General features: G+C 70.4%; 28 protein-coding genes and 1 pseudogene. 21 read left to right on the forward strand and 8 right to left on the reverse strand.

Annotated features, from left to right (window positions below; genetic code table 11):
* Positions 1-162 precede the first annotated feature (162 nt).
* The gene (locus G4G93_RS17570) at positions 163-954 is read right to left on the reverse strand and encodes a crotonase/enoyl-CoA hydratase family protein (RefSeq protein WP_165085882.1); all 792 of its coding nucleotides are present in this window, start codon (positions 952-954) and stop codon (positions 163-165) included.
* 136 nt (positions 955-1090) lie between these two features.
* Here G4G93_RS17570 and G4G93_RS17575 point away from each other — a divergent pair, with 136 nt between their 5' ends.
* Genes G4G93_RS17575 through G4G93_RS17590 form a run of 4 tightly spaced genes read left to right on the forward strand, consistent with a single transcriptional unit; the run spans position 1091 to position 4697 of the window.
* Positions 1091-2074, forward strand: coding sequence for a 3-hydroxyacyl-CoA dehydrogenase NAD-binding domain-containing protein (locus G4G93_RS17575; protein ID WP_165085884.1), 984 nt, complete (start codon positions 1091-1093; stop codon positions 2072-2074).
* A 30-nt stretch (positions 2075-2104) separates the two neighbouring features.
* Positions 2105-2986 (forward strand): 3-keto-5-aminohexanoate cleavage protein, encoded by an 882-nt coding sequence (locus G4G93_RS17580; protein ID WP_165085885.1) that lies wholly within the window; start codon positions 2105-2107, stop codon positions 2984-2986.
* 14 nt (positions 2987-3000) lie between these two features.
* Positions 3001-4221: an ABC transporter substrate-binding protein gene (locus G4G93_RS17585; RefSeq protein ID WP_165085887.1), complete on the forward strand. Its 1221-nt coding sequence runs from the start codon at positions 3001-3003 to the stop codon at positions 4219-4221.
* A complete protein-coding gene (locus G4G93_RS17590; RefSeq protein ID WP_206289845.1) occupies positions 4218-4697 on the forward strand; it encodes a DUF3237 domain-containing protein in 480 nt (159 codons plus the stop codon). Before G4G93_RS17585 ends, G4G93_RS17590 begins: the two co-directional genes overlap by 4 nt.
* Before the next feature lie 9 nt (positions 4698-4706).
* On the opposite strand, the gene G4G93_RS17595 is transcribed toward G4G93_RS17590, so the two are convergent.
* Positions 4707-5750, reverse strand: coding sequence for a PAS domain-containing protein (locus G4G93_RS17595; protein WP_165085889.1), 1044 nt, complete (start codon positions 5748-5750; stop codon positions 4707-4709).
* Positions 5751-5940: 190 nt separating this feature from the next.
* Between G4G93_RS17595 and G4G93_RS17600 the strand changes: the two genes are divergently transcribed.
* From G4G93_RS17600 to msrA, 3 genes are all read left to right on the forward strand, one after another.
* Positions 5941-6201, forward strand: coding sequence for a hypothetical protein (locus G4G93_RS17600; protein ID WP_165085890.1), 261 nt, complete (start codon positions 5941-5943; stop codon positions 6199-6201).
* Positions 6202-6294: 93 nt separating this feature from the next.
* Positions 6295-6534, forward strand: coding sequence for a hypothetical protein (locus G4G93_RS17605; RefSeq protein ID WP_165085892.1), 240 nt, complete (start codon positions 6295-6297; stop codon positions 6532-6534).
* A 146-nt stretch (positions 6535-6680) separates the two neighbouring features.
* Positions 6681-7343, forward strand: a complete 663-nt coding sequence (gene msrA, locus G4G93_RS17610) for a peptide-methionine (S)-S-oxide reductase MsrA (RefSeq protein ID WP_165085894.1) — start codon at positions 6681-6683, stop codon at positions 7341-7343.
* A 166-nt stretch (positions 7344-7509) separates the two neighbouring features.
* Here the strand turns inward: msrA and mepA are convergent, their stop codons facing one another.
* Complete coding sequence (gene mepA / locus G4G93_RS17615; protein WP_165086089.1) at positions 7510-8430, reverse strand: penicillin-insensitive murein endopeptidase; 921 nt, start codon at positions 8428-8430, stop codon at positions 7510-7512.
* A gap of 206 nt (positions 8431-8636) precedes the next feature.
* On the opposite strand from mepA, the gene G4G93_RS17620 reads away from it, so the two are divergent.
* Positions 8637-9011 carry a PRC-barrel domain-containing protein gene (locus G4G93_RS17620; protein WP_246736862.1) on the forward strand — a complete coding sequence of 125 codons (375 nt, stop codon included), beginning with the start codon at positions 8637-8639 and terminating at the stop codon, positions 9009-9011.
* Positions 9012-9161: 150 nt separating this feature from the next.
* Here G4G93_RS17620 and G4G93_RS17625 read toward each other — a convergent pair whose 3' ends face one another.
* Together G4G93_RS17625 and G4G93_RS17630 are read right to left on the reverse strand one after the other, a co-directional pair.
* Complete coding sequence (locus G4G93_RS17625) at positions 9162-9527, reverse strand: hypothetical protein (protein WP_165085897.1); 366 nt, start codon at positions 9525-9527, stop codon at positions 9162-9164.
* A gap of 22 nt (positions 9528-9549) precedes the next feature.
* Entirely contained in the window at positions 9550-9963 is a 414-nt protein-coding gene (locus tag G4G93_RS17630) for an EVE domain-containing protein (RefSeq protein ID WP_165085899.1), read from the reverse strand.
* A gap of 265 nt (positions 9964-10228) precedes the next feature.
* Here G4G93_RS17630 and G4G93_RS17635 point away from each other — a divergent pair, with 265 nt between their 5' ends.
* Entirely contained in the window at positions 10229-10846 is a 618-nt protein-coding gene (locus G4G93_RS17635) for a LysE family translocator (RefSeq protein WP_312892082.1), read from the forward strand.
* A gap of 106 nt (positions 10847-10952) precedes the next feature.
* Here the strand turns inward: G4G93_RS17635 and secB are convergent, their stop codons facing one another.
* Entirely contained in the window at positions 10953-11450 is a 498-nt protein-coding gene (gene secB / locus G4G93_RS17640) for a protein-export chaperone SecB (RefSeq protein WP_165085903.1), read from the reverse strand.
* Between the two features lie 426 nt (positions 11451-11876).
* Between secB and G4G93_RS17645 the strand changes: the two genes are divergently transcribed.
* From G4G93_RS17645 to G4G93_RS17690, 12 genes and pseudogenes are all read left to right on the forward strand, one after another.
* Positions 11877-12596, forward strand: coding sequence for a Tim44/TimA family putative adaptor protein (locus G4G93_RS17645; protein WP_206289857.1), 720 nt, complete (start codon positions 11877-11879; stop codon positions 12594-12596).
* Positions 12597-12719: 123 nt separating this feature from the next.
* The gene (locus tag G4G93_RS17650; protein WP_165085906.1) at positions 12720-13937 is read left to right on the forward strand and encodes a murein transglycosylase A; all 1218 of its coding nucleotides are present in this window, start codon (positions 12720-12722) and stop codon (positions 13935-13937) included.
* Positions 13934-14557, forward strand: a complete 624-nt coding sequence (locus G4G93_RS17655; protein ID WP_165085907.1) for a Smr/MutS family protein — start codon at positions 13934-13936, stop codon at positions 14555-14557. The genes G4G93_RS17650 and G4G93_RS17655 overlap by 4 nt, the downstream gene beginning before the upstream one ends.
* Before the next feature lie 571 nt (positions 14558-15128).
* Entirely contained in the window at positions 15129-16442 is a 1314-nt protein-coding gene (rho, locus tag G4G93_RS17660) for a transcription termination factor Rho (protein WP_165085909.1), read from the forward strand.
* Positions 16443-16993: 551 nt separating this feature from the next.
* Positions 16994-17278, forward strand: a complete 285-nt coding sequence (locus G4G93_RS35970) for a hypothetical protein (protein WP_246736846.1) — start codon at positions 16994-16996, stop codon at positions 17276-17278.
* A gap of 105 nt (positions 17279-17383) precedes the next feature.
* A pseudogene (locus G4G93_RS35975) lies at positions 17384-17602 on the forward strand (reverse transcriptase domain-containing protein); the annotation flags it as partial.
* Between the two features lie 182 nt (positions 17603-17784).
* Positions 17785-18087 carry a group II intron maturase-specific domain-containing protein gene (locus tag G4G93_RS35980; RefSeq protein WP_312892083.1) on the forward strand — a complete coding sequence of 101 codons (303 nt, stop codon included), beginning with the start codon at positions 17785-17787 and terminating at the stop codon, positions 18085-18087.
* A 622-nt stretch (positions 18088-18709) separates the two neighbouring features.
* Positions 18710-20023 carry a tRNA uridine-5-carboxymethylaminomethyl(34) synthesis GTPase MnmE gene (gene mnmE, locus G4G93_RS17670; protein ID WP_165085910.1) on the forward strand — a complete coding sequence of 438 codons (1314 nt, stop codon included), beginning with the start codon at positions 18710-18712 and terminating at the stop codon, positions 20021-20023.
* Positions 20024-20110: 87 nt separating this feature from the next.
* Complete coding sequence (gene mnmG, locus G4G93_RS17675) at positions 20111-21991, forward strand: tRNA uridine-5-carboxymethylaminomethyl(34) synthesis enzyme MnmG (protein ID WP_165085912.1); 1881 nt, start codon at positions 20111-20113, stop codon at positions 21989-21991.
* Positions 21988-22629, forward strand: coding sequence for a 16S rRNA (guanine(527)-N(7))-methyltransferase RsmG (gene rsmG / locus G4G93_RS17680; RefSeq protein ID WP_165085914.1), 642 nt, complete (start codon positions 21988-21990; stop codon positions 22627-22629). Before mnmG ends, rsmG begins: the two co-directional genes overlap by 4 nt.
* Positions 22626-23474 (forward strand): ParA family protein, encoded by an 849-nt coding sequence (locus G4G93_RS17685; RefSeq protein WP_165085915.1) that lies wholly within the window; start codon positions 22626-22628, stop codon positions 23472-23474. Before rsmG ends, G4G93_RS17685 begins: the two co-directional genes overlap by 4 nt.
* Before the next feature lie 33 nt (positions 23475-23507).
* Complete coding sequence (locus G4G93_RS17690; protein ID WP_165085917.1) at positions 23508-24395, forward strand: ParB/RepB/Spo0J family partition protein; 888 nt, start codon at positions 23508-23510, stop codon at positions 24393-24395.
* 45 nt (positions 24396-24440) lie between these two features.
* Here the strand turns inward: G4G93_RS17690 and holA are convergent, their stop codons facing one another.
* The gene (holA, locus tag G4G93_RS17695) at positions 24441-25469 is read right to left on the reverse strand and encodes a DNA polymerase III subunit delta (protein ID WP_165085919.1); all 1029 of its coding nucleotides are present in this window, start codon (positions 25467-25469) and stop codon (positions 24441-24443) included.
* 7 nt (positions 25470-25476) lie between these two features.
* The gene (locus tag G4G93_RS17700) at positions 25477-26013 is read right to left on the reverse strand and encodes an LPS assembly lipoprotein LptE (protein ID WP_165085920.1); all 537 of its coding nucleotides are present in this window, start codon (positions 26011-26013) and stop codon (positions 25477-25479) included.
* Between the last annotated feature and the right edge of the window lie 152 nt (positions 26014-26165).

Here is a 26165-nt window from a genome sequence, read left to right on the forward strand (position 1 = left end):
CTTTGTCTTGCCGATCAAAGATCAGTCGCGGGATCCCCTCTCCCGTGTGGGAGAGGGGGAATCGCGTTTTACTTTTATTCGCTGCGTTTCCACCGCTCAGGGTCGTCCCGGGGCTCCGGAACGACGCGGAGGGATTCACGGCGCCGGCGGGTGATAGGGCGCCTACTCCCTCACCTTCTTCGCCCGCCCCTCCAGGAACTCCGCCAATCGCCGCTTCGCCTCGGCGTCGCTCTGCGCCACCGCGGTCATGAGGGCCTCCGTCAGGTATCCCGTCGCCGGGTCGGCCTCGGCGATGCGCGGCAGGGCGTGGATCAGGGCGTAGTTGGTGAGCGGTGCATTCTCGGCCGCCCGGGCGGCGAGCTGGATCGCGCGCTCCAGCCCCTCCCCCGGCGGCATGACGTAGTGCGACAGGCCGAGCCGCTCGCCGCTCTCGGCATCGTGGACCCGGCCGGTCAGCATCATGTCGCGCATCCGCGACACGCCGATCAGCCGCGGCAGCCGCACCGAGGCGCCGCCGCCGACGAAGATGCCGCGCTGGCCCTCCGGCAGGGCGTAGAAGGCGGACGACTCGGCCACCCGCAGGTGGGCCGACAGCGCCAGTTCCAGACCGCCGCCGATCACCGCCCCTTTCAGCGCCGCCACCACCGGCACCCGCCCGAACTCGATCTCGTGGAAGGCCCGGTGCCACATCCGCGAGTGCAGCATCCCGGCCGGCGCGTCGCGCTCGGTCAGTTCGGCGAGGTCGAGCCCGGCACAGAAATGCGGGCCCTCCGCGGCGATGACGAGGGCGCGCACGTCGTCGGGCAGGCCCCGGGCGATGCGCTCGAGCCCCAGCACCATGCCGTCGTCGAGGGCATTGCGCTTGTGCGGGCGGTTCAGGGTGACGATCGCCACGGCATCCCGCCGGGTGACGACCAGGGACTCGGTACCGAGGCCCGACAGGTCCTCCGCCATATCGGCGTTCCTCCGATTCTCGCTCCGGCCGTTTCGCACCGGATTGCCAAACCTGATTTGTAATGTGATATAACTATCTCAACGGGTCAATCGGGCGACAAGCCCTGACAGAGGCCCGATCAGGGAGGGCGCCGCGATGGATGACGCGAGCGGGCAGGCGAGAGACCCAGGCCCCGGGTACCGCACGGCCATCGGACGGGTGGCGGTGGTCGGCACCGGCGTCATCGGGGCGTCGTGGGTGTCGCTGTGTCTGGCCCACGGCCTCGACGTCGTCGCCACCGACCCGGCCCCCGGCGCGGAAGACGCCTTGCGCGGGACGGTCGCCCGGCACTGGCCGGTCCTCGAACAGATCGGCCTGGGCGCCGGCGCCTCGCCCGACCGCCTGACCTTCGTCGCCGGGCCGGAAGAGGCCGCGGCCCAAGCCGATTTCGTGCAGGAGAACGGGCCCGAGCGCCTGGAGATCAAGCGCGAGACCTTCGCCCGCCTCGACGCCGCGGCCGCGCCCGACGTGGTGCTGGCGACCAGCTCCTCCGGCCTGACGCCGAGCGCGGTCCAGACCGCCTGCCGTTTCCCGGGCCGGGTGGTGCTCGGCCACCCCTTCAACCCGCCCCACCTGGTGCCGCTGGTCGAGGTTCTGGGGGGAGAGCGGACCGACGAGGGCGCCATCGCCGCCGCGACGACGTTCTACGCGCGCATCGGCAAGCGGCCGATCCGCCTGCGGCGCGAACTCGTCGGCCACGTCGCCAACCGGCTCCAGGCGGCTTTGTGGCGCGAGGCGTTCCACCTCGTCGGGACGGGAGCCGCCACGGTGGCCGACATCGACGCCGCCATCGCCCACGGGCCGGGCCTGCGCTGGGCCCTGATGGGGCCGTGCCTGCTCAACCACCTGTCGGGCGGGCCCGGGGGGCTGGCCCACACGCTCGACCATCTCGGGCCGCTGATGGAGGCGATGTGGGCCGATCTCGGCGACCCGCGCCTGACGCCCGAACTCAAGGCGACCCTCGTCCAGGGCCTCGAAGAGGCGCTCGGACAGCGCGACCGGGACGCCATGGTGGCGCAGCGCGACCGGCTCCTCGTCGACCTCGTCCGGCAGAAGCGCGAGGCGCCGGACCTGCCGTAATCACTCGTCGACCAACCCAGGGAGGACAACATGGCCAAGGTGATCGTGACGGTGGCGCCGACGGGCGGCATGGCGTCGAAGGCGCAGAACCACAACCTGCCGACCCAGCCGCAGGAAATCGCCGAGTCGGTGCACAAGTCCTGGAAGGAGGGGGCGGCCGTCGCGGCGCTCCACGCCCGCCGGCCCGACGACGAGGCGACCTGCAACGCCGAGATCTACCGCGACATCAACCGCCGTATCCGCGAGCGCTGCGACATCATCCTCAACAACTCGACCGGCGGCGGATCGAGCGGCGACATGCTGGTGCCCCGCCCCGACGGGCTGTTCGAATCGAGCTTCGAGGAGCGGCTGAAGGGCTGCGAGGCCGGCGCCGAGATGGCGACCTTCGACGGCATGACCTTCGCGGACGTGCATGGCGGCCGCGAGATCCTGGTGGTCACCACGCCGAGCCGCTGCGAGGCCCTGGCCAAGCGCATGCAGGAGCGCGGCATCAAGCCGGAATGGGAGGTGTTCGGGCCGCAGCACATCCTGCAGGACGTGACCCGGCTGATCGAGAAGGGCTACGACAAGCCGCCCTACTACATCAACATGGTGCTCGGCGCCGACAAGGGCTTCCAGGGCGCGATGCCCTACTCGCACGACATCCTGGCGGCGATGATCCGGATGCTGCCGCCGCAATCGATCTTCTGCGTCTCCGGCATCGGTCCGGCGCAGCTGCCGGCGACCACGCAGGCCATCCTGCTCGGCGGCCATGTCCGGGTCGGGCTCGAGGACAACAACTACTATTCCCGCGGCCAGCTCGCCACCAACGAGCAGCTCGTGGCCCGCACGGTGCGGATCGTCAAGGAGCTGAACCACGAGCCGGCGAGCCCGGCCGAGGCCCGGGAGATCCTCGGCCTCAAGGCCGTCTGACGGGAGGGATCACGATGCGCGCCCTCCGCTCCGCCCTGCTCGCGGGCCTGATCGCCTTCGCCCCCGCGTCGGTCCGGGCGGAGGGCGCCGTCTCCGGCGACCGCGTCAAGATCGGCGTGCTCGCCGACATGTCGACGGCGATGTCCGACAATTACGGCACCGGCAGCGTCACCGCGGCGCGCCTCGCGGTCGAGGATTTCGGCCCGACCGTCCTGGGCAAGCCGGTCGAGATCGTCGCCGCCGACCACCAGAGCAAGCCCGACGTGGCGAGCGCGCTCGCCCGGCGCTGGTACGACGTCGAGGGGGTCGACATGATCACCGACCTTGGCAACTCGGCGGTCGCCCTCGGCGTCCAGGCCCTCGCCAGGGAGAAGGGGCGGCTCGCCCTCATCACCGGATCCGGCTCGACGGTGATCACCGGGGCGCAATGTTCGCCCAACGGCGCGCTCTGGGTCATCGACACCCACGCGCTCTCCCGCGCCATCGCCAAGCCCCTGGTGGAATCGGGCGAGACAACCTGGTTCTACGTCGTCGCCGACATCACGCTGGGAAAATCCTTTGTCGCCGACGTGACGCCGGTGGTGGCTGGTGGCGGCGGCAAGGTGGTGGGTCAGGTCTTCCACCCCCTGCTCTCGCCCGACCTGTCGTCGCAGATCCTCCAGGCGCAAGCGTCGGGCGCCGGGGTGATCGCGCTCTTCAACGTCGGCGGCGACGCGATCAACGCGGTCAAGCAGGCCTCGGAATTCGGGGTGCTGGGCGGCCGGCAGAAGCTCGCCGGCTTCTACATGACGGCGGTCGACGTCCACGCGCTCGGGCTGCCCGTCGCCGGCGGGCTCTACCTGGCGGAGGCGTTCTACTGGGACACCGACGAGGCCACCCGCGCCTTCGCCAGGCGCTTCTACGAGCGCCAGAAGGCGATGCCGAACAGCTACCAGGCGGGCGTCTACTCGGCGGTGATGCACTATCTCAAGGCCGTGAAGGCGGCGGGCACCGACGCGGCCGAGCCCGTGATGGCCAAGATGCGCGAGATGCCGATCGACGACGTCATGACCAAGGGCGGGCGCCTGCGGCCGGACGGGCGGGTGATCCGCGAGGTCTCGCTGTTCCGGGTCAAGCGGCCGGAGGACTCGACGGGCGATTGGGACGTGATGGAGCGGGTCGCGACGCTCCCCGGCGACGAGGCGTTCCGGTCGCTCTCCGAGAGCGACTGCCCGCTGGTGAGGGCCAAGCCGTGACCATTTCGTCCGTGACCATTCCCGCCCCCACCCTGACCCACGTCTTCGACGCGCGCATCGATGTCGCGGTGCCGGTCGAGGTCGGCGTCACGGCCGCCGGCGCCCGGCGGGTCATCGCCATCACGGGCGGCACCGTGGCAGGCCCCGGCCTGACCGGCCGGATCGTGCCCGGCGGGGCCGATTACCAGACCATCGCGGGCGACGGGCTCACTCGGCTGCATGCCCGCTACGTGATCGAGGCCGAAGGCGGCGCGCTCGTCTATGTCGAGAATACCGGTTTGCGCTTCGGCCCGCCCGAGGCGCTCGAGCGCCTGCGCCGGGGCGAGCCCGTCGATCCCGGACTGATCTACTTCCGCACCGCACCCGTCTTCGAGACCGCGTGCCCGCCCCTTGCCTGGATGCAGACCAGCCTGTTTCTCGCCACCGGCGCCCGGGCCCCCGACCACGTGGCGTTGAGCGTGTACCGGGTCGGCTGAGCGAGCCGGTCACTCCGGCCGCGAGACCGCCACCGTTCCGCCTTCCACCAGCGTGAAGACGATCCCGGCGTCGCGCAACGCCGCGAGGACATGGGGACGCGAGCGCGAGGACGGACCCTCGGATTCCTCCTCCAGACGCCGGACGGTGGAGAGCGACAGGCCGCTCGCCCGCGCGAGGTCGTTGAGCGTCCAGTCCAGGAGGCCGCGCGCCGCCCGCAGGTGGCAGCCCTCGATCGCCTGGGCGACCTGCCGCGGCAGGGCCTCGCGCGGCGCGATCTCGGCTTCGAGCGGCGTGATCACGGCGGTCCAGCAGACCGGATCGCCTGCCCCCTCGCGCAGGGGCACCAGCGTCATGCGGAACGGCGCCGCACCGCCCGCGGCGAGCCGCAGGGTGGGCGTGATGCAGCACGGCCGCCCCTGGGCGGCGAGGCGCGGCAGCTCGTCGCGCCAGCGCGACCATTCCTCCGGCACGATCGGGCTGAGCCAGTTCGCCCGCACCTCCTCGCGGCGCAGGCCGACCAGGGCGAGGAAGTCGGGGCCGTACTCGGTCAGCGGCAGCGTCGGCTCGGTGTAGATGAAGACCTGCGCCTGACGCGCCAGGCTCACCCGGCGTTGCTGCTCCAGGCGGTGCATCTCGGCGAGGCGCTCGCGGTCGGTCACGTCGAGGAGCACGCCGGTCACCGCGACCGGGCGCCCGTCGGCGCTGAAGAAGACCTCGCCGCGGCTCACCACCGTGCGGGCGGTGCCGTCCGGCCGGATCAGCCGGACCGTGTGGCTGCCGAAGATTCCGGCCTGGACGATCTGGGCGGCATCCTCCAGCACGTCGCGATCGGCCGGGTGGACGAGGCCGAGCAGCCGCTCGTAGCTCGCCGGCTCGGTCTCCGGCAGGCCGAGCAGGCGATACAGGCCCGACGACCACACCTGGCGGCCGGTGACGAAATCCCAGCGCCAGGCGCCGGTCAGGCCGAACGCCTCGATCAGCCGCATGAAATCGTCGGAGGACGGATCCGCCGGGCGTGGGCCGGGATGGGGATTGGGCACGAACGCGGTCATCGGGCGACGCCCCGTGCCGTGCCGCGCGCCCTGCCCCGCGACGGGGCCGGCCGCATCTCCGCGCCGGGCCGGTGCCGCAGGCCGGCACGCGCCCGCATTCCGTGCGTCCGTGTTCCGAACAACAAGGTACAGATTCCTAGGTCAAGCTTCGCATTCCGCTGCGACTGCTCTCTGCCGCAGGGACATTCGGTTGTACGCCACCGAATACCTGGGGATCAACCGGCGTCTGCTTCAAGCCAGCCCCGCGGGCGGACGCGACGGCGGCGGCGCCGGCTCGGCCGATGGCCGACGGGCCCGTCGCGGGAGGCGAATGGGCGGCATCGGGCCGGCGGTGGGACCCCGCTGCGTCATCACGCGGCAGAAGACCATGGCGGTTGCGGGGAACAAAGATAAAATTTCTATCCATGAGCTATATCACAGCAAATATCTTCTCCTGCGCGACGGAAAATAGAAAACCACGTCTATTGCTGCGATGCCCGCGCCGGACCTATCTATGGTCATAACGCTCCGGTCTCCGGAGCCGTGCGTCATGCCGGGTCCAACCATGCGTCCTGCCACTTTCGATCCGTTCGGCGAGCGCCTCGACCTGCGAGCCGGGCAGGACGCCCCGTCGGCGTCGCGCCGACGGCCGATCCGGACCCGCCGGATCGTCGCGGCCGTGCTGTTCTGGGCCCTGGCGGCCGGGCTGATCACGGCCCGCGGCGCCTTCTTCGATCCCAGCACCGCTTTCGGGCCCGACGCCCCTGCCCGCGTTGCCGCCAAGGACGCGACCGTCCTGCGCTGAAGCCCCCTCGCCCGGCTCTTTCCTGCGCCCAACTGGCTCAGGTCCCCTCCCCTTCAGCAAGCGCGCCCGTCACCCCACATCGTATCGCAGAGAGGCCCCCTCGCCTCCGGAGCCGCGAGGCTCCGTTCCGAGACCGGAGCGACCCGATGCTGTTCTTCCGCAAGCGCGCCGAGATGCCCAGCCCCGAGCGGATCCTGCCGGGGCGGTCCACACCCCTGCCGACGGCGGAGCGGCACTTCGTCAACGGTCACCCGCTCAAGGGTCCCTATCCGGACGGCATCGAGTCGGTCGTGCTCGGCCTCGGCTGCTTCTGGGGCGCCGAGCGCAAGTTCTGGCAGCTCGGCGACGGCGTGTACGTGACCGCCGTGGGCTATGCCGGCGGCACCACGCCGAACCCGACCTACGAGGAGACCTGCTCGGGCCTGACCGGACACAACGAGGTCGTGCTCGTCGCCTACGATCCGCGGGTGATCCCGTTCGGGTCCCTGCTCAAGACCTTCTGGGAGAGCCACGATCCGACCCAGGGCATGCGCCAGGGCAACGACGTCGGCACCCAGTACCGGTCCGGCATCTACCTGCCCGACGGCGACCCGCGCCGCGCCGAGGCCGAAGCTTCCCGCGACGCCTACGCCGCGGCCCTGAAGGCGCAGGGCTACGGTCCGATCACCACCGAGATCCGCGACGGCGGCCCGTTCTACTTCGCCGAGGAGTACCACCAGCAATACCTGGCCAAGAATCCCGGCGGCTATTGCGGCTTGGGCGGTACCGGCGTGTCCTGCCCGGTCGGGATCGGCGTCGCGGCCGAGTGATACCAACGGTCGTCGAAATCGACCTGTGGTCCCGTTCTCGAATTTCCGCCAAGCCCGAGGATCCGGACGTCCGGGCTTCGCATCGACAGTTCGAGATCGGTCCGCATCCTGAGCCGCGGATGCAGCGGTACGCGGGACCGGCCCGGGGACCGGTCCCGACGAGAAGTCAGCGCGCCTTCAGCACCGTGCGGCAGGCGTCGGGCAGGCCCGCCAGGGTCATCGGCGGGCGCGGCTTGCCGGGCGGCCGGGGCTTGGGGTTCAGGATCGCGTCCGTGAACCAGTAGTCGAGCTCGGAGCCGCAGCCGTCGCCGGACGGCGGCGGGTCCTGGTCGTGGCAGGCCGCATCGCCCGCCGGGCATTCGAGCCGGATGTGGAAATGATAGTTGTGGCCATAGATCGGCCGCACCTTGGTCAGCCAGCCGCGGTCCGAGCCGGCCTCGCGGCAGAGCGCCCGCTTGATCGCCGGGTTGACGAAGATCCGCGCCACCTCGTGCTCGCGCGACACCATCCTGATCAGCCGCAGGTGCTCGGGCCGCCAGACCGAGGGGTCGATGTCGCGACGATCCGGCCGCACCACGTTGGTGGCCGACATCTCCTCGCGCTCGGCCCGGCTCAGGCGCCGGTCCGGCATCGGCGTCAGCCAGATATCGGCGTCGAGGCCGAGCTGGTGCGAGGCGTGGCCGGTCAGCATCGGCCCGCCGCGGGGCTGGGACATGTCGCCGACGAGGAGCCCGGCCCAGCCCGCCTTGCGCGGCGCGTCGGCGGCGAGCTTCTCCAAAAAGGCGACGAGCCGCGGATGACCCCAGTTCCGGTTGCGCGACAGCCGCATCACCTGCCAGGTGTCGCCGTCGATCGGCAGCGCCTCGGCCCCCGCCACGCAGCCCCGGGCATAGCCGCCGATCGATTGCGACGGCAGGGCTGCCGGCGTCGTGGCGCGGCCGAACAGGGCCTTGGCCGGCGTGGACGGATCGTCCGGGTTGGCGAGCGGCGGCAGCGGCTTGGGGTTGAGGGTGCCGCGATCCTGCGCGAAGGCGGGAGCGGCGAGCGCGAGGAGGACCGTCAGGACGGCGGTGCAGCGAATCGGCATCGGGCGCAGGAGCATGATGCACAGGCTAGCGCCCTCCGTGCCCGGGGGGAACTGCCCCGCTGCCTCCGCCATTCGCCGCAGTGCCGGCGCTCGGAACGGCTCCGCTACGGCAGCGTTTCCCTCGAGACGATACCCATCTGGAAGACAACCGACCCGGAGGACATCCGATGACCACCGTTGCACCGACCATCGGCGACCGTTCCGACATGGGCAGCACCACCACCAACGAGACCAAGGCGCTGATCGCCAGCGACCGTGTCGAGGGCACCGCCGTGCGCCGCCCCAACGGCGACGGCATCGGCCGCATCGAGCGCCTGATGATCGAGAAGGCCACCGGCCAGGTGGTCTACGCCGTGATGAGCTTCGGCGGCTTCCTCGGCATCGGCGAGGGCTACTACACCATCCCGTGGTCGACCCTGCGTTTCGCACCCGAGCTGGACGCCTACGTGCTCGACGTCTCGGACGAGCAGCTTCGCGCCGCCCCGCCGGCCTCGGCGGAGGGCAACGACCCCTCCTACGACCGGAACTGGGAGGAGCACGTCCACCGCTACTTCAACGCCACGCCGTACTGGAGCGTTTGATGGATTTGCCGGAGATCCCGTCCGGAAAAGGTATCGCCGGCCCGCGCAGGGCCTGAGCGAGGGCGAGATCCGCCTTGCGAAGGCGATCCGACAGGATCGCCGGAAGCAATCCATCGGATGTCGTATGACCTTCCCCGGCGGACGGCGCCCTCACGGCGCCTCCGCCGGCACGCCCGACAGGGTCCAGCGGCACAGGCTCGAGTCCTTGACCTTCAGGCAGTCGTAGGCCGTGCCGCCGATCACCACCCGCTCGGCATTGCCGTCGATCCGGTCGCGGCCGACCCGGGTGCAGCCGAGGTGGTCCGCCTTCGGGTCGGCGAGCCGGGTCCTGATCGCCGCCGGATCGCCGCCGGTCTCGGCCATCAGGATCCTCAGGTTCGCCAGGGCCCCGCAGGTCACGACCTTCTCGGGAACGGCCTTCGCCGGGGCCGGAGCCGAAGGCCTGGCCCTTTGCGCCACCGCCGGACCGGCGAGCAGCCCGAGGAGGAGACAGGACCGGGCCAGGACACGCGTCACGCGCGAACTCCCGCCGGCCGCGTCACAACCCACCCATGCGGCGCACCAGCGCCCACTCCGCCTCGGTCACCGGCTGCACCGACAGGCGCGAGTTGTTGACGAGCACCATCTCGCGCAACGCCGTCTCGGCCTTGATCGCCTCCAGGGTCACCGGCCTGGGCAGGGAGGCGACCGCCTTCAGGTCGACCATGCCGAAGCGGCCTGTCTCGTCGGTATGGTCGGGATAGTAGGTACGGATCACCTCGACGATGCCGACCACCGCCTTGCCCTCGTTCGAGTGATAGAAGAAGCCCTGCTCACCGAGCTGCATCGCCTCGAGGTTCTTGCGGGCGACGTGGTTGCGGACCCCGTTCCAGGACGTCCCCGCTTCGCCCGCGGCGACCTGATCGTCCCACGACCACACCGAGGGCTCGGACTTGTAGAGCCAGTACGCCATCCCGTCGTCTTCCCACTCGTCACACGCGCTGCGATGGCCCCCATCACCCGATCCGGGGGCGGGAGTCCAGGGGCAGAAGCCCGACGCTCCTGCGGTCGCCTGCCCCAGGGTTCGGCGAGGCGACAGGGGCTCGCGGGGCGAACGGACGGGCGCCCGGCAGCGGAGACCGGGATCGATCCGGGTTTTTCTGCTCGCCGGGCAGACCGGACGAAGAACCGTGTATCCTCGCGCCGAGGGCCGCCGGGCTGCGGCCGGAGGAATGGACGTGGACTGGACCTGGTTTCTCTCGGCGAGTGCGTTCGCGGTCGCGATGTCGGCCACGCCCGGCCCCAACAACACCATGGTGGTGGCCTCCGGCGCCACCTACGGCTTTGCCCGTACGGTGCCGCACATGCTCGGCATCTCGGTGGGCTTTCCGGCGATGCTGATCGTGCTGGGCACCGTCGGCCTGCCGCTGCTGACCGATCCGCGGGTCCATGCGGTGCTGAAATGGGTCGGTGCGGCCTACCTGCTCTGGCTCGCCTGGAAGATCGCCACGGCCGATCCGGACCCGGCCGATCCGGTTGCCAAGGCGGCGGGCGCGGGGGGGCGGCCTCTCGGCTTCGTCCAGGCGGCCCTGTTCCAGTGGGTGAACCCGAAGGCCTGGGTCATCGCCGCAGGGGCGCTCGCCACCTACACGGCCGGGGCGGACGGAGCCTCGCTCGCCGCCACGCTGGCGCTGGCTGTGCTGTTCGGGATCGTCGCCCTGCCCTGCATCGGCCTCTGGACGCTGGTCGGCGTCGGTACCGCACGGGTGCTGCGGACGCGCCGCGCCGTGCGGCTGTTCAACCTGGCGATGGCCGGGCTGCTGGTGGCCTCGCTGGTGCCCGCCCTGCGCGAGTGAGGGAAACGGCCGCGTTTCCCGTGAAACACCCGGGAGCCGGGTGGCAAACGGGGCGCGGACCCGTGACGGGGCCCGCGCCGCTCGTCCCTACAGTGAGGCCGCCCTGCTACGCGATGCCACCTTGGGCCTGGGCCTCGGCGGCCTTCTGGCGGTAGAGGCCGACGAAATCGATCGGGTCGATGTAGAGCGGCGGGAAGCCGCCGTTGCGCACCGCGTCGGCGATGATCTGGCGGGCGAACGGGAACAGCAGTCGCGGGCACTCGATCATCACCGCCGGGTGCATCTGGTCCTGCGGGATGTTGCGCAGGCGGAAGATGCCCGCATAGGTCAGCTCGAACGCGAACAGCACCTCGGTGCCGATCTTGGCGTCGCCCTCGAGGCGCAGGTCGACCTCGAAATCCTCCTCGGCGAGCTGCTTGGCGTTGACGTTGACCTGGATGTTGATCTGGGGGCCCTGCTGCTGCGGCTGCAGCGAGCGCGGCGCATTCGGGTTTTCGAAGGAGAGATCCTTGGCGTATTGCGCCAGCGCGTTGAGGGTCGGAGTGAAGTCGTCGGGCTGCGCCGCGGCGCCACCGTTACCGTTCGGGACCGGGGAATCGGCCATGGCGGAGGGTTCCTTCGAGGGCTGGACGTAACGACGAACCGTCGCACGCTGGCGCGCAAATCGGCGCGCGCGACGGCGGCGTTGCGGCTATCATGCCCACACTGCGCGAACAAGCAGAGCCGTCAATCATCTCCCGCTTCCCTGACCCAGCGATATCCCACCCGGCGATATCCCTCCTCTGCCGAACGGCGGCCGCACCGTGCGCCCGGGCCGGCGCGTCGTCGCGCGACGATGCCTGGACGACGATGGCTGGATACGGCGGGGTTCCAGCCCCATATCGTGGAGTGGGCCCGCGATGCGGCGCCGGCCGGGCGCTTGCGTCGTCCCGGTCCCGGTGCCACAGCCGTCGCGGGTACCGGAGACGTCGCAAGCTGTGCCGGCGCGGTCAGGGATGCTCCGCGTAATGCCGCCACGATCGGATCGATGATGCAGGATTCCCTCGACCTTACGACCCTCATCTTCCTCGGGCTTGCGGTCTTCGTGATCTGGAAGCTGCGCTCGGTCCTCGGCCAGAAGACCGGGAACGAGCGGCCGCCGTTCAACCCGATGGCCCGGCGCGAGGAGCCGCCGGCAGCCTCCCGCGACGGCGACAACGTCGTGCGGCTGCCCGGTGCCGGGCCCGAGCGCGGCGCCGCCGCGCCGGTCGCCACCGCGGTGCCGCGCAACTGGAAGGGCGTGGTCGAGCCGAACTCGCCCGCCGCCCGCGGCCTCGACCTGATCCTGCAGCAGGAGCCGAACTTCGACCCCCGCGCCTTCACCGACGGCGCCAAGGTCGCCTACGAGACCATCGTGACCGCCTTCGCCAAGGGCGACCGCAAGACCCTCAAGACCCTGCTCTCGCGCGAGGTCGCGGACGGGTTCGAGCGGGCGATCCAGGGCCGCGAGCGCGCCGGCCAGACGGTCGAGACCACGTTCGTGTCGATCGACCGGGCTGAGATCGTCGGGGTTGACGTGCGCAACCGCGTCGCCCAGGTCACCGTGCGCTATCTCTCGAAGCTGATCACCGCCACCCGCGGGCCGCAAGGGCAGGTCGTCGACGGCAGCCCCGAGAAGGTCGTCGACGTGACCGACGTCTGGACCTTCGCCCGCACCCTCGGCAGCCGCGACCCCAACTGGCAGCTCGTCGCCACCGAAGCCGGGCAGTAACGGCAACACCCGGCGGCTTGATCGGCCGCCGGGCATCGGAGACAATGGCGCGCCGCCGGGATCCGTGACCTGCGCGGCTCGACCCAATCGCTGAACCTTCCGGGGCCGGAGCCCATCAAGCCCATGCCGCCGGCTCCCGGCCTCACTGTCCCCGCTCGCTGCCTCGCCGCCCTCCTGCTCGGCTGCGCCGCCGGCCCGTCCGGTGCCGCGCCCCTGAGAATCGGCGAGGCCATGCTCGAGCCCGTTCCGTTCTCCGCCCTGCCGGGCTTTGCCGAGGACGATCTCGCGGCCTCCCTGGCGACCTTCCGGGCGACCTGCGCGGCGCCCGCCGGCCCGGTCCTCGCCGAGGCCGCCATGGGTGCGCCGAGCCAGGATCTCGCGGCGCCTTGCGCCGCCGCCGCCGGCGTGGCGCCGGAGGGGGCCCGCGCCTTCTTCGAGCGGAATTTCGCCGCCTACCGCGTCCTGCGGCCGAACCGCGACGCGGTTCCCGAGCGCACGGCCGGCTTCCTCACCGGTTATTTCGAGCCCGAGCTCGACGGCTCACCGGTGCCGACGCCGGACTTCACCGTGCCGGCGCTCGCCCGCCCCGACGACCTCGTCTCCCTCGAACCCGGCGAGACCCGACCCGGTCTCGACCCGTCCTTGCGCGCCGCGCGCCAGGACGGCGACGGCTTCCGGCCCTACCCGGACCGGGCGGCGATCGAGGACGGGGCGCTCGGCTCCCGGGCCCGTCCCCTGGTCTGGCTGCGCGACGCCGTCGACCTCCTGGTGCTGCAGGTCCAGGGCTCCGGCCGGGTGCGCCTGACCGACGGCCGCTCGGTGCGCCTCGCCTATGACGGCCGCAACGGCCGGCCCTACACCTCGGTCGCCCGCCTGATCGTCACCGGCGGCCACCTGCCGCTCGAAGGTCTGACGCTTGCCCGCTGGACCGGCTGGCTGCGGACCCATCCCGATCTCGCCCGCGACCTCATCCGCCGCAACGCCTCCTACATCTTCTTTCGCCTCGACGACGGCACGCCCGCGGGCGTCGGCCCGAAGGGCGGGGCCGGCGTGCCGCTCACCGCCGGCCGCAGCCTCGCGGTCGACGCCTCGCTGTGGCGCTACGGGCTGCCGTTCTGGCTCGACGGATCGGTGCCGGAGCCGGAGGGCGGCAGCACGCCGTTCCGCCGCCTGGTGGTGGCGCAGGATACCGGCTCGGCGATCCTGGGCCCGGCCCGCGGCGACCTCTATCTCGGCACCGGCGCCCGGGCCGGCGCCGTGGCGGGCCTGCTGCGCGATCCCGCGCGCTTCGTCGTGCTGCTGCCGAAGCAGGGCAATTCCGGCGCAGGCGTCGCTCCGTGACCGAGCCGCGCCGTCCCCGAAGGTTGCGCCGGCTCTCCTCCGAGGAAAGCCGGCTCTGGGCCGAGATCTCCCGCCTGATCACCCCCTTGCGCGGGCGGGCGCCGACCCCCGTCGCGCCCTCCCCTCCCCCGGCACCGGAGCCCGCGCCGCCGAAACCGGCGGCGCGGCCGGCTCGCCCGGCGCCGCGCATCCCGGCGAAGAACGGCATTCCGAAGAGCGGCCTTCCACACAGCATCGCTCCGAAGAATCCCGCCCCGCCGCCCGCGCCCACCCTGCCGCCCCTCGCCCCCCTGGAGCGCCGGGTGCGCACGAGCCTGCGCCGCGGCTCCCGCAGCGTCGACGCGGTGATCGACCTGCACGGGATGCGCCAGGCGGAGGCCCATGCCGCCCTGATCGGCTTCCTGCACCGCTCCCGGGCCTCCGGCCACGCGGTGGTGCTGGTCGTCACCGGCAAGGGGGCGGGAGGCGACGACCCTTACGCCGAGCGCGGCGTGCTGCGCCGCAGCGTGCCGCACTGGCTGCGCATGCCCGAGTTGCGCCCCCTGGTCGTCGGCTTCGAGGAGGCCGCGCATCATCACGGCGGCGGCGGTGCGCTCTACATTCGTCTCCGCCGGCGCTGACCGCCGCGAGTCGGGGTGTCGCACCGGTGATCGCGCCGTCGGCACCCGACCGGCGGGCCATTCGATGCATCACATCCTCTTCGCTCGTGCCGGATACTGCGCCGTACTGCAACGAGGGCCGGCGCCCAGTCCTGAATTGCTCCGTCCCGGCGGCGGGATTGATGATCATCGGTTGTATATTCGAGGCGGGATGTTCCAAATGTTAATGCAAGCCTGCGTTCCGGGCGCCGATAGTTCGACCGTGCCTTTGGGCGCGGCCGAAGCATCCGCGCCGGGTCCCGCCGTCACTTCCCCTGCCGCCGCGCCACGCCTCTCCCCACTTTTCCCCACCGGGGACTTGAGTCGACGACGAGGACCCGTTACATAAAGTCGTTCCCTCCTCCATCGTCACGTCACGTCGCAGCCAGGGCCATCGGCTCCCCCTCGCGACCTCCGGGACATATCAGGCGACGACTTTGCGACCGGTGCCCGCTTCGGCCACCCCGTTGCTTCCGCTCACCGCCGCGCCGCGCGGCGGCCGGATCTTCCCGGACATGACGCTCCCCGCTTCGCCCCCGCACCCCGATATCCCATGATCGAAGACACTCTCGCCCCGCTCGAGACCCCGGCCGGCCCCGCCATGCGCGAGGTGAAGCTGCAGGATCTCAAGTCGAAGACGCCGACCGAGCTTCTCGCCTTCGCCGAGGAGGTCGAGGTCGAGAACGCCTCGACCATGCGCAAGCAGGAACTCATGTTCGCGATCCTGAAGCAGCTCGCTGCCAAGGACGTCGAGATCATCGGCGCCGGCACGGTCGAGGTGCTCCAGGACGGCTTCGGCTTCCTGCGCTCCTCCGACTCGAACTACCTGCCGGGCCCCGACGACATCTACATCTCGCCGACGCAGATCCGCCGCTTCGGTCTGCGCACCGGCGACACCGTCGAGGGTCCGATCCGCGGCCCGAAGGACGGCGAGCGCTACTTCGCGCTGCTCAAGGTCAACACCATCAATTTCGAGAGCCCCGACAAGATCAAGCACAAGGTCCATTTCGACAACCTGACGCCGCTGTTCCCCACGCAGCGCTTCAAGCTCGAACTGTCGGAGCCGACCCGCAAGGACTTCTCGCCCCGGATCATCGACATCGTCGCGCCGATCGGCAAGGGCCAGCGCGCCCTGATCGTGGCGCCGCCGCGCACCGGCAAGACGGTGCTGATGCAGAACATCGCCCAGTCGATCACCCTGAACCACCCCGAATGCTACCTCATCGTCCTGCTCATCGACGAGCGGCCGGAAGAGGTCACCGACATGCAGCGTTCGGTGAAGGGCGAGGTGATCGCCTCGACCTTCGACGAGCCGGCGACCCGTCACGTCCAGGTCGCCGAGATGGTGATCGAGAAGGCCAAGCGCCTGGTCGAGCACGGCCGCGACGTCGTCATCCTGCTCGATTCGATCACCCGCCTCGGCCGCGCCTACAACACCGTGGTGCCGTCGTCCGGCAAGGTGCTGACCGGCGGCGTCGACGCCAACGCCCTGCAGCGGCCGAAGCGCTTCTTCGGTGCCGCCCGCAACATCGAGGAGGGCGGCTCGCTCTCCATCATCGCGACCGCGCTGATCGATACCGGCTCGCGCATGGACGAGGTGATCTTCGAGGAGTTCAAGGGCACCGGCAACTCCGAGATCATCCTGGACCGCAAGGTGTCCGACAAGCGGATCTTCCCGGCGATCGACATCACCCGCTCCGGCACCCGCAAGGAGGAGCTCCTGGTCCCGCCGGACGCGCTTAAGAAGACCTATGTGCTGCGCCGCATCCTCAACCCGATGGGCGTCACCGATGCGATCGAGTTCCTGCTCGACAAGCTGCGTCAGACCAAGAGCAACGGCGATTTCTTCGACTCCATGAACACCTGACGCGGCCGACATTCGTCGATCTGCACGTTGCACGGCGCCCCGAGAGGGGCGCCGTTTTTTGTTATGCGCCCAGCATGGCCGCGTTCTTGAAGGTGGAAGTCCCTCCGTGAGCTGGTCACGGCGAGCGAAGCGAAGCGCAACTGCGATTGGGTGACCGACCGTGGGGAGGAAGCGTGGAGCGCGCCTGCGGGCCGATCAACAAGAACCGGATGGAAGGCGCTGCGGGGCAGGGCGAGCGGACAACAGACCGCGAAGCTCTCATGACCTAGGCGAAGCGGGTAGATCCGGCGGTCGTGCAGGGACGGGATGTGTTCGTGCCTCGGGAAATCTCGCCTTGCGCCTGAAAGGGCGACGGTGTCGAGCCGGAGCGAGAAGTCAACTGAGGTCGTAGTAGGGTGCGGTTTGCTCCCGAAGGACCGAACGAGGAGGAGTGGCCGCGGCCGTGACGATGCGGTCGGCAAGGCGTCGGAACCCCGCGCGAGCGGGGCGGTCGGAGCCGGTACGGGGTAACGCCTCGCGCGGTCCGGCCGCGACGAAGCCGACGGCCCGCGTTGCGCACCGGGTGCCACGGGGCCGGGCTGCTGGACGCGGCCCTGGCCCGCGAGGACGTTCAGCGCGCCTGGAGGTGGGTGAAGGCCAACAGGGGCGCGGCGGGGATCGACGGTCTGGACATCGCCCAGACGGCGGCCCTCCTGCGCACGGCGTGGCCGGCGATTCGAGATCAGGTGGTGTCGGGGACGTACCGTCCCCAGCCGGTGCGTTGGGGGGCGATCCCCAAGACGGGGGGTGGCGAGCGCGAGCTCGGCATCCCGACGGTGACGGATCGCCTGATCTAGCAGGCGCTGCAGCCGTTCCCGAACCCTGACTTCAGCGGAAGCGGATCGGGGATGCCGGCATGATCCGGCTGATCCGGGCGTACCTGGCGAGCGGGATCCTGGAGGATGGGCGTGGTGCAGGAGCGCGGCTCGGGGAGGCGGCAGGGCGGACCTCGGTCGCCGCTTCTGGCTAACGTGCTTTTGGACGAGGTGGACCGAGAGTTGGTGCGGCGCGGCCATCACTTCGTGCGCGGTGCGGACGACGTGACGGTCTACGTGCGCAGCCGCAAGGCGGGGGCGCGGGTACTGGCTGAGATGCGGGGTCTGTTCGGCCGGCTGACAATGTCGCTGAACGAGACCAAGAGCGGGGTGCGCAGTGCGTTCGGCAGCACGATCCTGGGATTCACCTTCTGGGTTGGCTCCAGGGCAGCGTGGTTCAAGCGTCGGGTCGCATTGTCGTCGCTTGGCCGGTTAGCATCGGCTGCGGAAGCTGACGCGTCGCTCGGGCGGGCGCAAGCCTGCCGGCGGTGGATCGGTTGCGGACCTGCCTGCTGGGCTGGAAGGGCTACTACCGCCTGGCGCAGACGCCCAAGGTCTGGCGCGAGCTGGACGGGTGGGTGCGCCACCGGGTGCGAGCCATCCAGCTCAAGCAGTGGAAGCGTGGCTCGACCGTCTACCGGGCGCTGCTGGCCCTGGGTGCCAAGCTCGATGTCGCTCTACCGGTGACAGCCAACGGCCGCCGCTGCTGGTGGCGCAACAGCGAGATGGCGCTCAACGGCGTGCCGACCGTGGCTTGGATGGACAAGCTCGGCCCGACCCGCCTCGCCTGACCTAAACTCCTCGAACCGCCCGGGGCGGACCTGCATGCCGGGTGGTGCGGGACGGGGGACAGTTCGAAAAGAACTACCCCCTATCCCGATTAGGGGTATGGCGTCGCCTGGCGCGTCGGCCTAGGTGACCGCCGTGCATTGAATGGCCAAGCCCGCAAGGCCTCCGTTCCCCGAAGCATAACCCGGTTCCGGGGTGGGCCCGATGCGCGTCGCGCGGGCGGCCTCCGGATGCTCCTGCCTTTTTGGGGAACTCTCCGCCGAGGCTCGTTGACGTCGGCATCCCGGGTGAGAACGCCGCTTGGACGGGTGTCGTGCGGCCGGTGCCGGACGACCCGTCTTGCTGCCAAGCGGAATCGCACTCCTCAATCGTCATAGCCAAGTGTACCACCGCGCAATTCCAACTGAATGGACTCCTCCGAGCGACGTCGATCGATAGAGCCTGGTTTCACCCCCTCCTCGTCCAGCCGCCCCGAGGCCGCGCCGGCACTTCACGACCGGCCCAGTCGACATTCCCTGTTGCGTCCAAGGCAGCAGGTCGGCCGTCGCATCCTGTTCGGCACCGCCGCCGGAACGTGCTAGCGACGTCGCCCCGACATCCCTCCGGCTGCGCTCTCCCGTTCCGATGCACTCCCCCGATACCATCTTCGCCCCCGCCACCGGCTATGGCCGCACGGCCGTCGCGGTCTTGCGGATCAGCGGCCCGCAGGCCGGCCCTGCCCTCTCCGCTTTGATCGGGGCGCCGCTGCCGCCGGCACGGCGGCTGTCGTTGCGCACCCTGCGCGAGCCGAGTACCGGCGAGATGCTCGACCATGCCCTGGTCGCCTGGCTGCCCGGCCCTGCTACCGCCACCGGCGAGGACATGGCGGAACTGCATCTCCATGGCGGTCCAGCGGTGCGGGAAGCGGTGTTGCGCAGCTTGGGCCACAGGCCGGGCCTCGTGCTGGCAGAGCCTGGGGCCTTCACACGCCGCGCCTTTCTCCATGGCCGCATGGACCTGACCGCGGTCGAAGGCCTCGCCGACCTGATCGAGGCGGAAACGGAGGCGCAAAGGCGTCAGGCCGTGCGCCAGCTCGACGGTGCCCTCGGCCGCGCCGTCGAGGGATGGCGGGACGCCCTCCTCGACGTGCTCGCCGGAACGGAGGCTGCGCTCGATTTCTCGGATGAGGGTGATGTCGACGACGAGGCGCTCAGCGTTGCCGGCCATGCCGCGTCGGCACGGGTGCGCGACCAGATCCGCGTCGCCCTCGCCGATGGCCGGCGCGGCGAGCGCCTGCGGGACGGCTTCACGGTGGTGCTCGCCGGTGCGCCCAATGCCGGCAAGTCGACCCTGCTCAACGCCCTCGTCCGACGCGACGCGGCGATCGTCTCGGAGATCCCCGGGACGACGCGTGATGCGATCGAGGTGCGCTGCGATCTCGGCGGCCTGCCCGTCCTTCTGGTCGATACCGCGGGCCTGCGGGACAGTACCGACGTGGTGGAAGCGGAGGGTATGGCCCGCAGCCGCCGCCGCATGGATCAGGCCGACCTCGTCCTGTGGCTGTGCGAGCCCGGTGGCGGCCCGCCCCCTCCCCTGTCCGTCCCTCTTCTCACAGTCGCCACCAAGAGCGACCTTTCGGGTCCGGTCGGCGACGCAGACCTCGCCATCTCGGCAGCGGCCGGTATTGGCCTCGACCATCTCCTGGCCGAGATCGAACGGCACGCTGCGGCATCGCTCGGTGCCGGCGACGCGTTGATCACGCGCGAGCGGCAGCGCCTGGCGCTCGAACGCTGCGCTGGCCATCTCGACCGGGTCGTTGCTCAAGGTAGCCGCCTCCCGGCCGAACTCGTTGCGGAAGACCTGCGCCTCGCCGTTCGTGCCCTCGGTGAGGTCGCTGGTCGCGTCGGGGTCGAGGACATGCTGGATCGGCTCTTCTCAAGCTTCTGCATCGGCAAGTAGGAGGCGCCTTGCGGGAGTTTTCACGTGAAACGTCGATCGGCTCGAACAGCCGATTGACGCCGGTGCGGGCTGCCGCCTAATCACCTCATGCACTCCCAGACATCCTCCTTCGACGTGATCGTCGTGGGCGGCGGGCATGCGGGCGCCGAGGCGGCCGCGGCTGCCGCCCGTTACGGGGCCCGCACCGCCCTCGTCACTCATCGCCGCGATACGCTCGGGGCGATGTCGTGCAACCCGGCCATCGGTGGTCTGGGCAAGGGCCATCTCGTGCGCGAGGTCGATGCCCTCGACGGGTTGATGGGCCGGGTCGCCGACCGCGCCGGAATCCAGTTCCGCCTGCTCAATCGCCGCAAGGGTCCCGCGGTCCGTGGGCCGCGCACACAGGCCGACCGCAAGCTCTATGCCCGCGCGATGCAGGCGGCCCTGGCCGAGACCGCGAACCTGACGATCGTCGAGGGTGAGGTCGCGGACCTCACGGTTCTCGACGGCCGGATCGGCGGCGCCGTCCTGGCCGATGGGCGCGCCCTCCCCTGTCGCGCCGTCGTCCTTACCACCGGTACGTTCCTGCGCGGGCTGATCCATATCGGCGAGGTGACGATCCCGGCCGGTCGAATGGGCGAAGGTCCGGCGCTCGGCCTGTCTGCAACCCTCGACCGGTACGGATTCGGCCTCGGTCGCCTGAAGACCGGGACGCCCCCGCGCCTCGACGGTCGCACCATCGACTGGCATGGCATCGACAAGCAGGCAGCCGATGACGAGCCGGTGCCGTTCTCGACCCTGACCGAGCGCATCACCACGCCCCAGGTCGAATGCGGCGTCACCCGCACGACCCACACCGCGCATGACCTGATCCGTGCGAACCTGCATCGCTCGGCGATGTATTCCGGCGGTATCACCAGCCGCGGACCGCGCTACTGCCCATCGATCGAGGACAAGGTCGTCCGCTTCGGAGACCGAGACGGCCACCAGATCTTCCTCGAGCCGGAAGGCCTCGACGACCCGACGGTCTATCCGAACGGTATCTCGACCTCCCTGCCGGAGGAGGTCCAGCGCGGAATCGTTCGCCTGCTGCCGGGCTGCGAACGCGCCGTGATCCTGCGTCCGGGCTATGCGATCGAGTACGATTACGTCGATCCGCGTGAGCTCGACCCGACCTTGCAGACCCGCCGCATCGCCGGCCTGTTCCTGGCCGGTCAGATCAACGGCACGACCGGCTACGAGGAGGCGGCGGGCCAGGGATTGGTCGCCGGTCTGAACGCCGCCCGATCGGCTGGGAGCGCCGATCTCGCGGTCTTCGATCGGGCCGAATCCTATCTCGGCGTGATGATCGACGACCTCGTGACCCACGGGGTCAGCGAGCCGTACCGCATGTTCACGTCGCGCTCGGAATACCGGCTGAGTCTGCGGGTCGATAATGCCGACGAGCGCCTGACCGGTCGTGGTCTTGCCCTCGGCTGCGTCTCCGCGTTCCGGGCCGCGCACGATGCCGGTCGGCGGGCGGCCTTGCAGCAGGCGCGGCGGATGCTCGATGAGTTGAGCCTGACCCCGACCGAGGCGCAGCGCCATGGGATCGCCCTCAACCGCGACGGTATCCGCCGCTCGGCATTCCAGCTGCTCTCTTACCCGGAGATCACCTGGGATTGCCTCGCGGCGGTATGGCCGCAGCTTGCCGGCGTCCCCCCTGCCCTCGCCGACCGACTCTGCACCGATGCGACCTACGCGGTCTATCTCGACCGCCAGCAGGCTGACATCGCTGCCTTCCGGCGCGACGAGGCGGTGACGCTGCCGGCTCGGCTTGATTACGGCAGCATCGCCGGTCTGTCGAACGAGCTGCGGTTGAAGCTCGACAAGGTCCGTCCTCTGACCCTCGGCCAGGCCGCCCGGATTGAAGGAGTGACACCAGCCGCCCTCACGCTCCTCGCCGCCCACGCTCGCCGTCAAGCCCCCGCGCAGGTTCCCGCCGAATGACGACCCAGGCTCCCGGCCGCGACACCGTTCTGCGCGACGCCGGCGTTTCACGTGAAACAGCGGCAGCCCTCGACCTCTACGTGGCGCAGCTCACCCGTTGGCAGTCGATCAAGAACCTCGTCGGGCCCTCGACCCTCGCCGAGGTCTGGCGCCGCCATATCGCCGACTCGCTGCAGCTCCTGGCACTCGCTCCCGAGGCGACGCGCTGGCTCGATCTCGGCAGCGGTGCCGGCATTCCGGGCCTGATCCTGGCGATCGCTGGCCGCGAGCGACCGGGCTTCCGGGTCGATCTGGTGGAGAGCAACGGCCGCAAGGGTGCGTTCTTGCAGGAGACAGCTCGCCTCACCGGCGCGCCCGCCCGCATCCACGTCGCCCGGATCGAGACGGTGATCGAGCGCTTCACTGATTCGCAGGTCGTGACCGCCCGAGCCCTTGCGCCCCTCTCCCAGCTCCTCGCCTGGACCCAACCCCTGTTGAAAAATGGTGCCACAGGGCTTTTTCCCAAAGGGCGTGATGTCTTAACCGAATTGACCGATGCGGAGGAAAGGTGGAGATTTACCGCGGATCTGATCCCGAGCCGGACCGATTCTGAGGCCAGAATCGTCCGCGTCTCCACAGCGAGCGGCCTTCTCCCATGATCGCGGAACCCCCTGAGTCGCAGGTGAGCGGCAGCCCGCGGCCCCTGCGCATCATCGCGCTCGCCAACCAGAAGGGTGGCGTCGGCAAGACGACGACGGCGATCAACCTCGGCACCGCCCTGGCGGCGATCGGCGAGCATGTGCTGATCATCGATCTCGATCCGCAGGGCAATGCGTCGACCGGTCTCGGTATCGACCGGCGCCAGCGCCGTCTTTCGACCTACGATGTGCTCGCCGGCGAGTCTCCGCTGGCCGAGGCAGTGCAGGTCACCGCGGTGCCGCGTCTGTCGTTGATCCCCTCGACCATGGACCTCCTCGGTCTCGAGATGGCGATGGCGAGCGCGCCCGATCGGGCCCAGCGTCTGCGTCGGGCGCTCGAACCCCTCGACCGCGGCGAGATGCCGGCAGACCAGCGCTACACCTACGTGCTGATCGACTGCCCGCCTTCGCTCAACCTGCTCACCCTCAACGCACTCGCCGCTGCGCATGCGGTGTTGGTGCCGCTGCAATGCGAGTTCTTCGCGCTCGAAGGCTTGAGCCAGCTGCTGCGCACGGTCGAGCAGGTCAAGGGCGCCCTCAACCCACGCCTGGCGATTCAGGGTGTCGTGCTGACGATGTTCGATCCGCGCAACAACCTGTCGGCCCAGGTGGTGGCCGATGTGCGCGAGTTCATGGGTGACAAGGTCTACGAGACCATGATCCCCCGCAACGTGCGCGTCTCCGAGGCGCCGTCGCACGGCAAGCCGGTGTTGCTCTACGATCTCAAATGCGCTGGGTCGCAGGCCTATCTGCGGCTCGCCTCCGAGGTCATCCAACGCGAAGGCCGCCTGCCGGCCGCGGCTTGAGCCGCATCAGGGAGTCACGAGAGGATGAAGGGTATGGCGGAGGAGGGAGCGCGGCCGCGCCTCGGGCGAGGTCTGGCGGCGCTGATCGGCGATTTCGGCGAGGAGACCCCTGCCGCTCCGGAGAAGCCGAAGGCCGGCCAGCGACGGGTGCCGATCGAGTTCCTGCGGCCGAACCCACGCAACCCGCGTCGCCACTTCGCCGAGACCGAGCTCGAGGAATTATCGGCTTCGATTCGGACCCGCGGGGTGATTCAGCCGATCGTCGTGCGGGCGCTGGCGAATCTGCCGGACGCGTTCGAGATCGTTGCCGGCGAGCGGCGCTGGCGCGCAGCGCAGCGGGCCGGGCTGCATGAAGTGCCGGTGGTCACGGTCGAGATCGACGACCGGACCTCGCTCGAATATGCCATCCTGGAGAACGTCCAGCGCGCCGATCTCAACGCCATCGAGGAGGCGGCGGGCTACGAGCGGCTGATGAGCGAGTTCCGCTACACCCAGACCGAGCTCGCCGAGATCATCGGCAAGAGCCGCAGCCATCTTGCCAATACCTTGCGCCTGCTGCAATTGCCGCCGAGCGTGCAGGATCACGTCATTGCCGGCAGCCTCACCGCCGGGCATGCCCGCGCGCTCCTGTCGGTCAAGGACCCGGACGGTATTGCCCGCCGGGTGATCGAGGATGGGATGACGGTGCGCGAGGTCGAGGCGCTCGCTGCCGGCGAGCAGGCCGGCACCGGCCCGCGTCCCGGCCGGCCGCGTAAAAGCCCGGTCGAGAAGGATGCGGATACCCGTGCCCTGGAGCGGCGCCTGGAGGATGCGCTCGGCGTCGCGGTGTCGATCGAGGCCAAGGGCGGCGGCGGCGAGGTGCGGCTGCGCTATGCCAGCCTCGATCAGCTCGATGGGCTGTGCCGGCGCCTGGAGATGTAGGACGATGCGGCCGGGCTTTGCCCGGCCTCGAGTAGGGCAGGGGGATCAGCCCCGCCTTGCGGCCTCGTTGGCGAGGCGCAGGAAGAGATCACCGGCGATCGCGTGCGAGAAGTCGCCGCCGGCGCGGCGGGCATTGAGGACCGCCTCCTGCAGCAGAGCCACCGCCCGGCGCAACGAAGCCGGGCTCCAGCGGGCGAGCTGCGTCTCGACGATCCGCTGGCGGCGGAAATGCAGGCCGCGCCAGCCCGCCACCATCGCACTCGGGCTCTTGCCCTCGCCGTCGAGGCGGGTCGCGAGCAGGGTTAGGGCGTGGCGCAGGGCGCCGCCCAGCATCACCGAGGCGTCCATGCCCTCGATTTGGAAGCGGCGATAGCTGCGCTCGGTCTCGGCGATCCGGCCCGCGAAGGCGGCATCGATCAGGGCGTTGAGCATCGAGCCCGACACGTCGCTGCCGATCGCCTCGACATCGTCGATCCCGATCTCGGCTTGGCCGCGGGCGTAGAGGGCCAGCTTCTCGATCTCGCCGAGGCTCGCCCGCCGGTCGCCGCCGAGGCTGCCGGCGAGCAGGTCGCGTGCCTCGCGGGTGATGCGTAGACTGTCGGCCCGCAAGGTCCGCTCGATCAGGTCGGCGAGGGTCCCGGCATCGTCGGGGTAGCAGGGAATCGCCAGCGCCTTGGGCGATCGCTCGCACACGACGCGCAGGGGGGCCGATTTGGCGAGGTCGCCGGCCTCGACCACGATCCGGGTATCGCCGCCCTCCTGCTTCAGCGCGGCCTCGACGGCCGGGGCGTAGTTACGGCTGCCCGGGCGCACCCAGACGGCGCGCTTACCGCCGAACAGCCCGACCGTGCCGGCCTCGTCGACGAGGCGGCCGGGATCGCTCGCCAGCACGTCGCCGTCGAGCTTCACCAGGGCGAAGGGATCGGCGGGGTCGTCGACCGCCTTCTCGGCGAGCAGGCGGGCGCGCTCGGCGACGAGGCCGGTATCGGGTCCGTAGACCAGGATCACGGCGATGCGCGGGTCGGGGCCGCGGCGCAGCAGCCCCTCGACCTCGCCGGCCTTCACGGCGGTCATGATGCCCTCAGGGCTGGGTCGCCAGGATCGCGGCGACGCGGGTCTTGATCTGCTCGGAGAGGAGCTTGGCCAGCCGGATCTCGGCATCCCGGGCGGCGCGCAGGCTGGCGAAGCGCTGGGACGAGCGATCGTAGGTGGCGGTACCCTGGGCCACGCCCTCGGTGATCGTGCGGTCGCCCGACAGGGTCTGGACCTTGTAGGAGGCAACGCCGAGCAGCGTCGCCGCTTCGGCCCGGCCGGTGATCGAGCTGACGATCGGCGTCTGCACCGACTCGGTCGCCGTGAGCGTCATGCGGTACTTCTTCTCCGACGGCGTGCCGGAGCCGTCGAGATCGAAGACCAGCTCGCTGCGCAGGTAATGGCCGAGGCGCTCCTGGCCCTGGGCGGTCTTCGCCGGCTCGACCTGGATCGAGGCCAGCACCGCACTCAGCGGGGCGCCGGAGGCGGTCGGCCCGTAGAGCGGCCGGAAGCAGGCCGAGAGGCCGAGCGCCAGGGTAGCGACGAGAGTGAGGGTCCGCGCCGTCTTCGCCGTGCGGCCTGCCATGAGGGTCCGTCCTGCCACCGCTTGCCTCTCCACCGCTTGCCTCGTCACCGCTCCGCTGACGCGGTTACCGTTCTACCGACGTCCTGCCAAGGGGGCATGAAGAGGCCTTTCGGCCGTGCCCCTCGGGGCTTCAAGATAGGGGGGGCGATCTA

The organism is Methylobacterium sp. DB0501, from assembly GCF_011043735.1.
In the GTDB taxonomy this organism is placed as follows: domain Bacteria; phylum Pseudomonadota; class Alphaproteobacteria; order Rhizobiales; family Beijerinckiaceae; genus Methylobacterium; species Methylobacterium alsaeris.

Excerpts from the sequence above, each read along its gene's own strand:
- G4G93_RS17605 (WP_165085892.1), top strand. The coding sequence starts at position 6,295 with ATGCGTCCTGCCACTTTCGATCCGTTCGGCGAGCGCCTCGACCTGCGA.
- G4G93_RS17595 (WP_165085889.1), bottom strand. The coding sequence starts at position 5,750 with ATGACCGCGTTCGTGCCCAATCCCCATCCCGGCCCACGCCCGGCGGAT.
- rsmG (WP_165085914.1), top strand. The coding sequence starts at position 21,988 with ATGACGACCCAGGCTCCCGGCCGCGACACCGTTCTGCGCGACGCCGGC.
- G4G93_RS17620 (WP_246736862.1), top strand. The coding sequence starts at position 8,637 with ATGGGCAGCACCACCACCAACGAGACCAAGGCGCTGATCGCCAGCGAC.
- G4G93_RS17645 (WP_206289857.1), top strand. The coding sequence starts at position 11,877 with ATGCAGGATTCCCTCGACCTTACGACCCTCATCTTCCTCGGGCTTGCG.
- mnmE (WP_165085910.1), top strand. The coding sequence starts at position 18,710 with ATGCACTCCCCCGATACCATCTTCGCCCCCGCCACCGGCTATGGCCGC.
- mepA (WP_165086089.1), bottom strand. The coding sequence starts at position 8,430 with ATGCCGATTCGCTGCACCGCCGTCCTGACGGTCCTCCTCGCGCTCGCC.
- G4G93_RS17650 (WP_165085906.1), top strand. The coding sequence starts at position 12,720 with ATGCCGCCGGCTCCCGGCCTCACTGTCCCCGCTCGCTGCCTCGCCGCC.
- rho (WP_165085909.1), top strand. The coding sequence starts at position 15,129 with ATGATCGAAGACACTCTCGCCCCGCTCGAGACCCCGGCCGGCCCCGCC.
- G4G93_RS17690 (WP_165085917.1), top strand. The coding sequence starts at position 23,508 with ATGGCGGAGGAGGGAGCGCGGCCGCGCCTCGGGCGAGGTCTGGCGGCG.
- G4G93_RS17700 (WP_165085920.1), bottom strand. The coding sequence starts at position 26,013 with ATGGCAGGCCGCACGGCGAAGACGGCGCGGACCCTCACTCTCGTCGCT.
- mnmG (WP_165085912.1), top strand. The coding sequence starts at position 20,111 with ATGCACTCCCAGACATCCTCCTTCGACGTGATCGTCGTGGGCGGCGGG.
- G4G93_RS17630 (WP_165085899.1), bottom strand. The coding sequence starts at position 9,963 with ATGGCGTACTGGCTCTACAAGTCCGAGCCCTCGGTGTGGTCGTGGGAC.
- holA (WP_165085919.1), bottom strand. The coding sequence starts at position 25,469 with ATGACCGCCGTGAAGGCCGGCGAGGTCGAGGGGCTGCTGCGCCGCGGC.
- G4G93_RS17585 (WP_165085887.1), top strand. The coding sequence starts at position 3,001 with ATGCGCGCCCTCCGCTCCGCCCTGCTCGCGGGCCTGATCGCCTTCGCC.
- G4G93_RS17575 (WP_165085884.1), top strand. The coding sequence starts at position 1,091 with ATGGATGACGCGAGCGGGCAGGCGAGAGACCCAGGCCCCGGGTACCGC.
- G4G93_RS17570 (WP_165085882.1), bottom strand. The coding sequence starts at position 954 with ATGGCGGAGGACCTGTCGGGCCTCGGTACCGAGTCCCTGGTCGTCACC.
- G4G93_RS17685 (WP_165085915.1), top strand. The coding sequence starts at position 22,626 with ATGATCGCGGAACCCCCTGAGTCGCAGGTGAGCGGCAGCCCGCGGCCC.
- msrA (WP_165085894.1), top strand. The coding sequence starts at position 6,681 with ATGCTGTTCTTCCGCAAGCGCGCCGAGATGCCCAGCCCCGAGCGGATC.
- G4G93_RS17580 (WP_165085885.1), top strand. The coding sequence starts at position 2,105 with ATGGCCAAGGTGATCGTGACGGTGGCGCCGACGGGCGGCATGGCGTCG.
- secB (WP_165085903.1), bottom strand. The coding sequence starts at position 11,450 with ATGGCCGATTCCCCGGTCCCGAACGGTAACGGTGGCGCCGCGGCGCAG.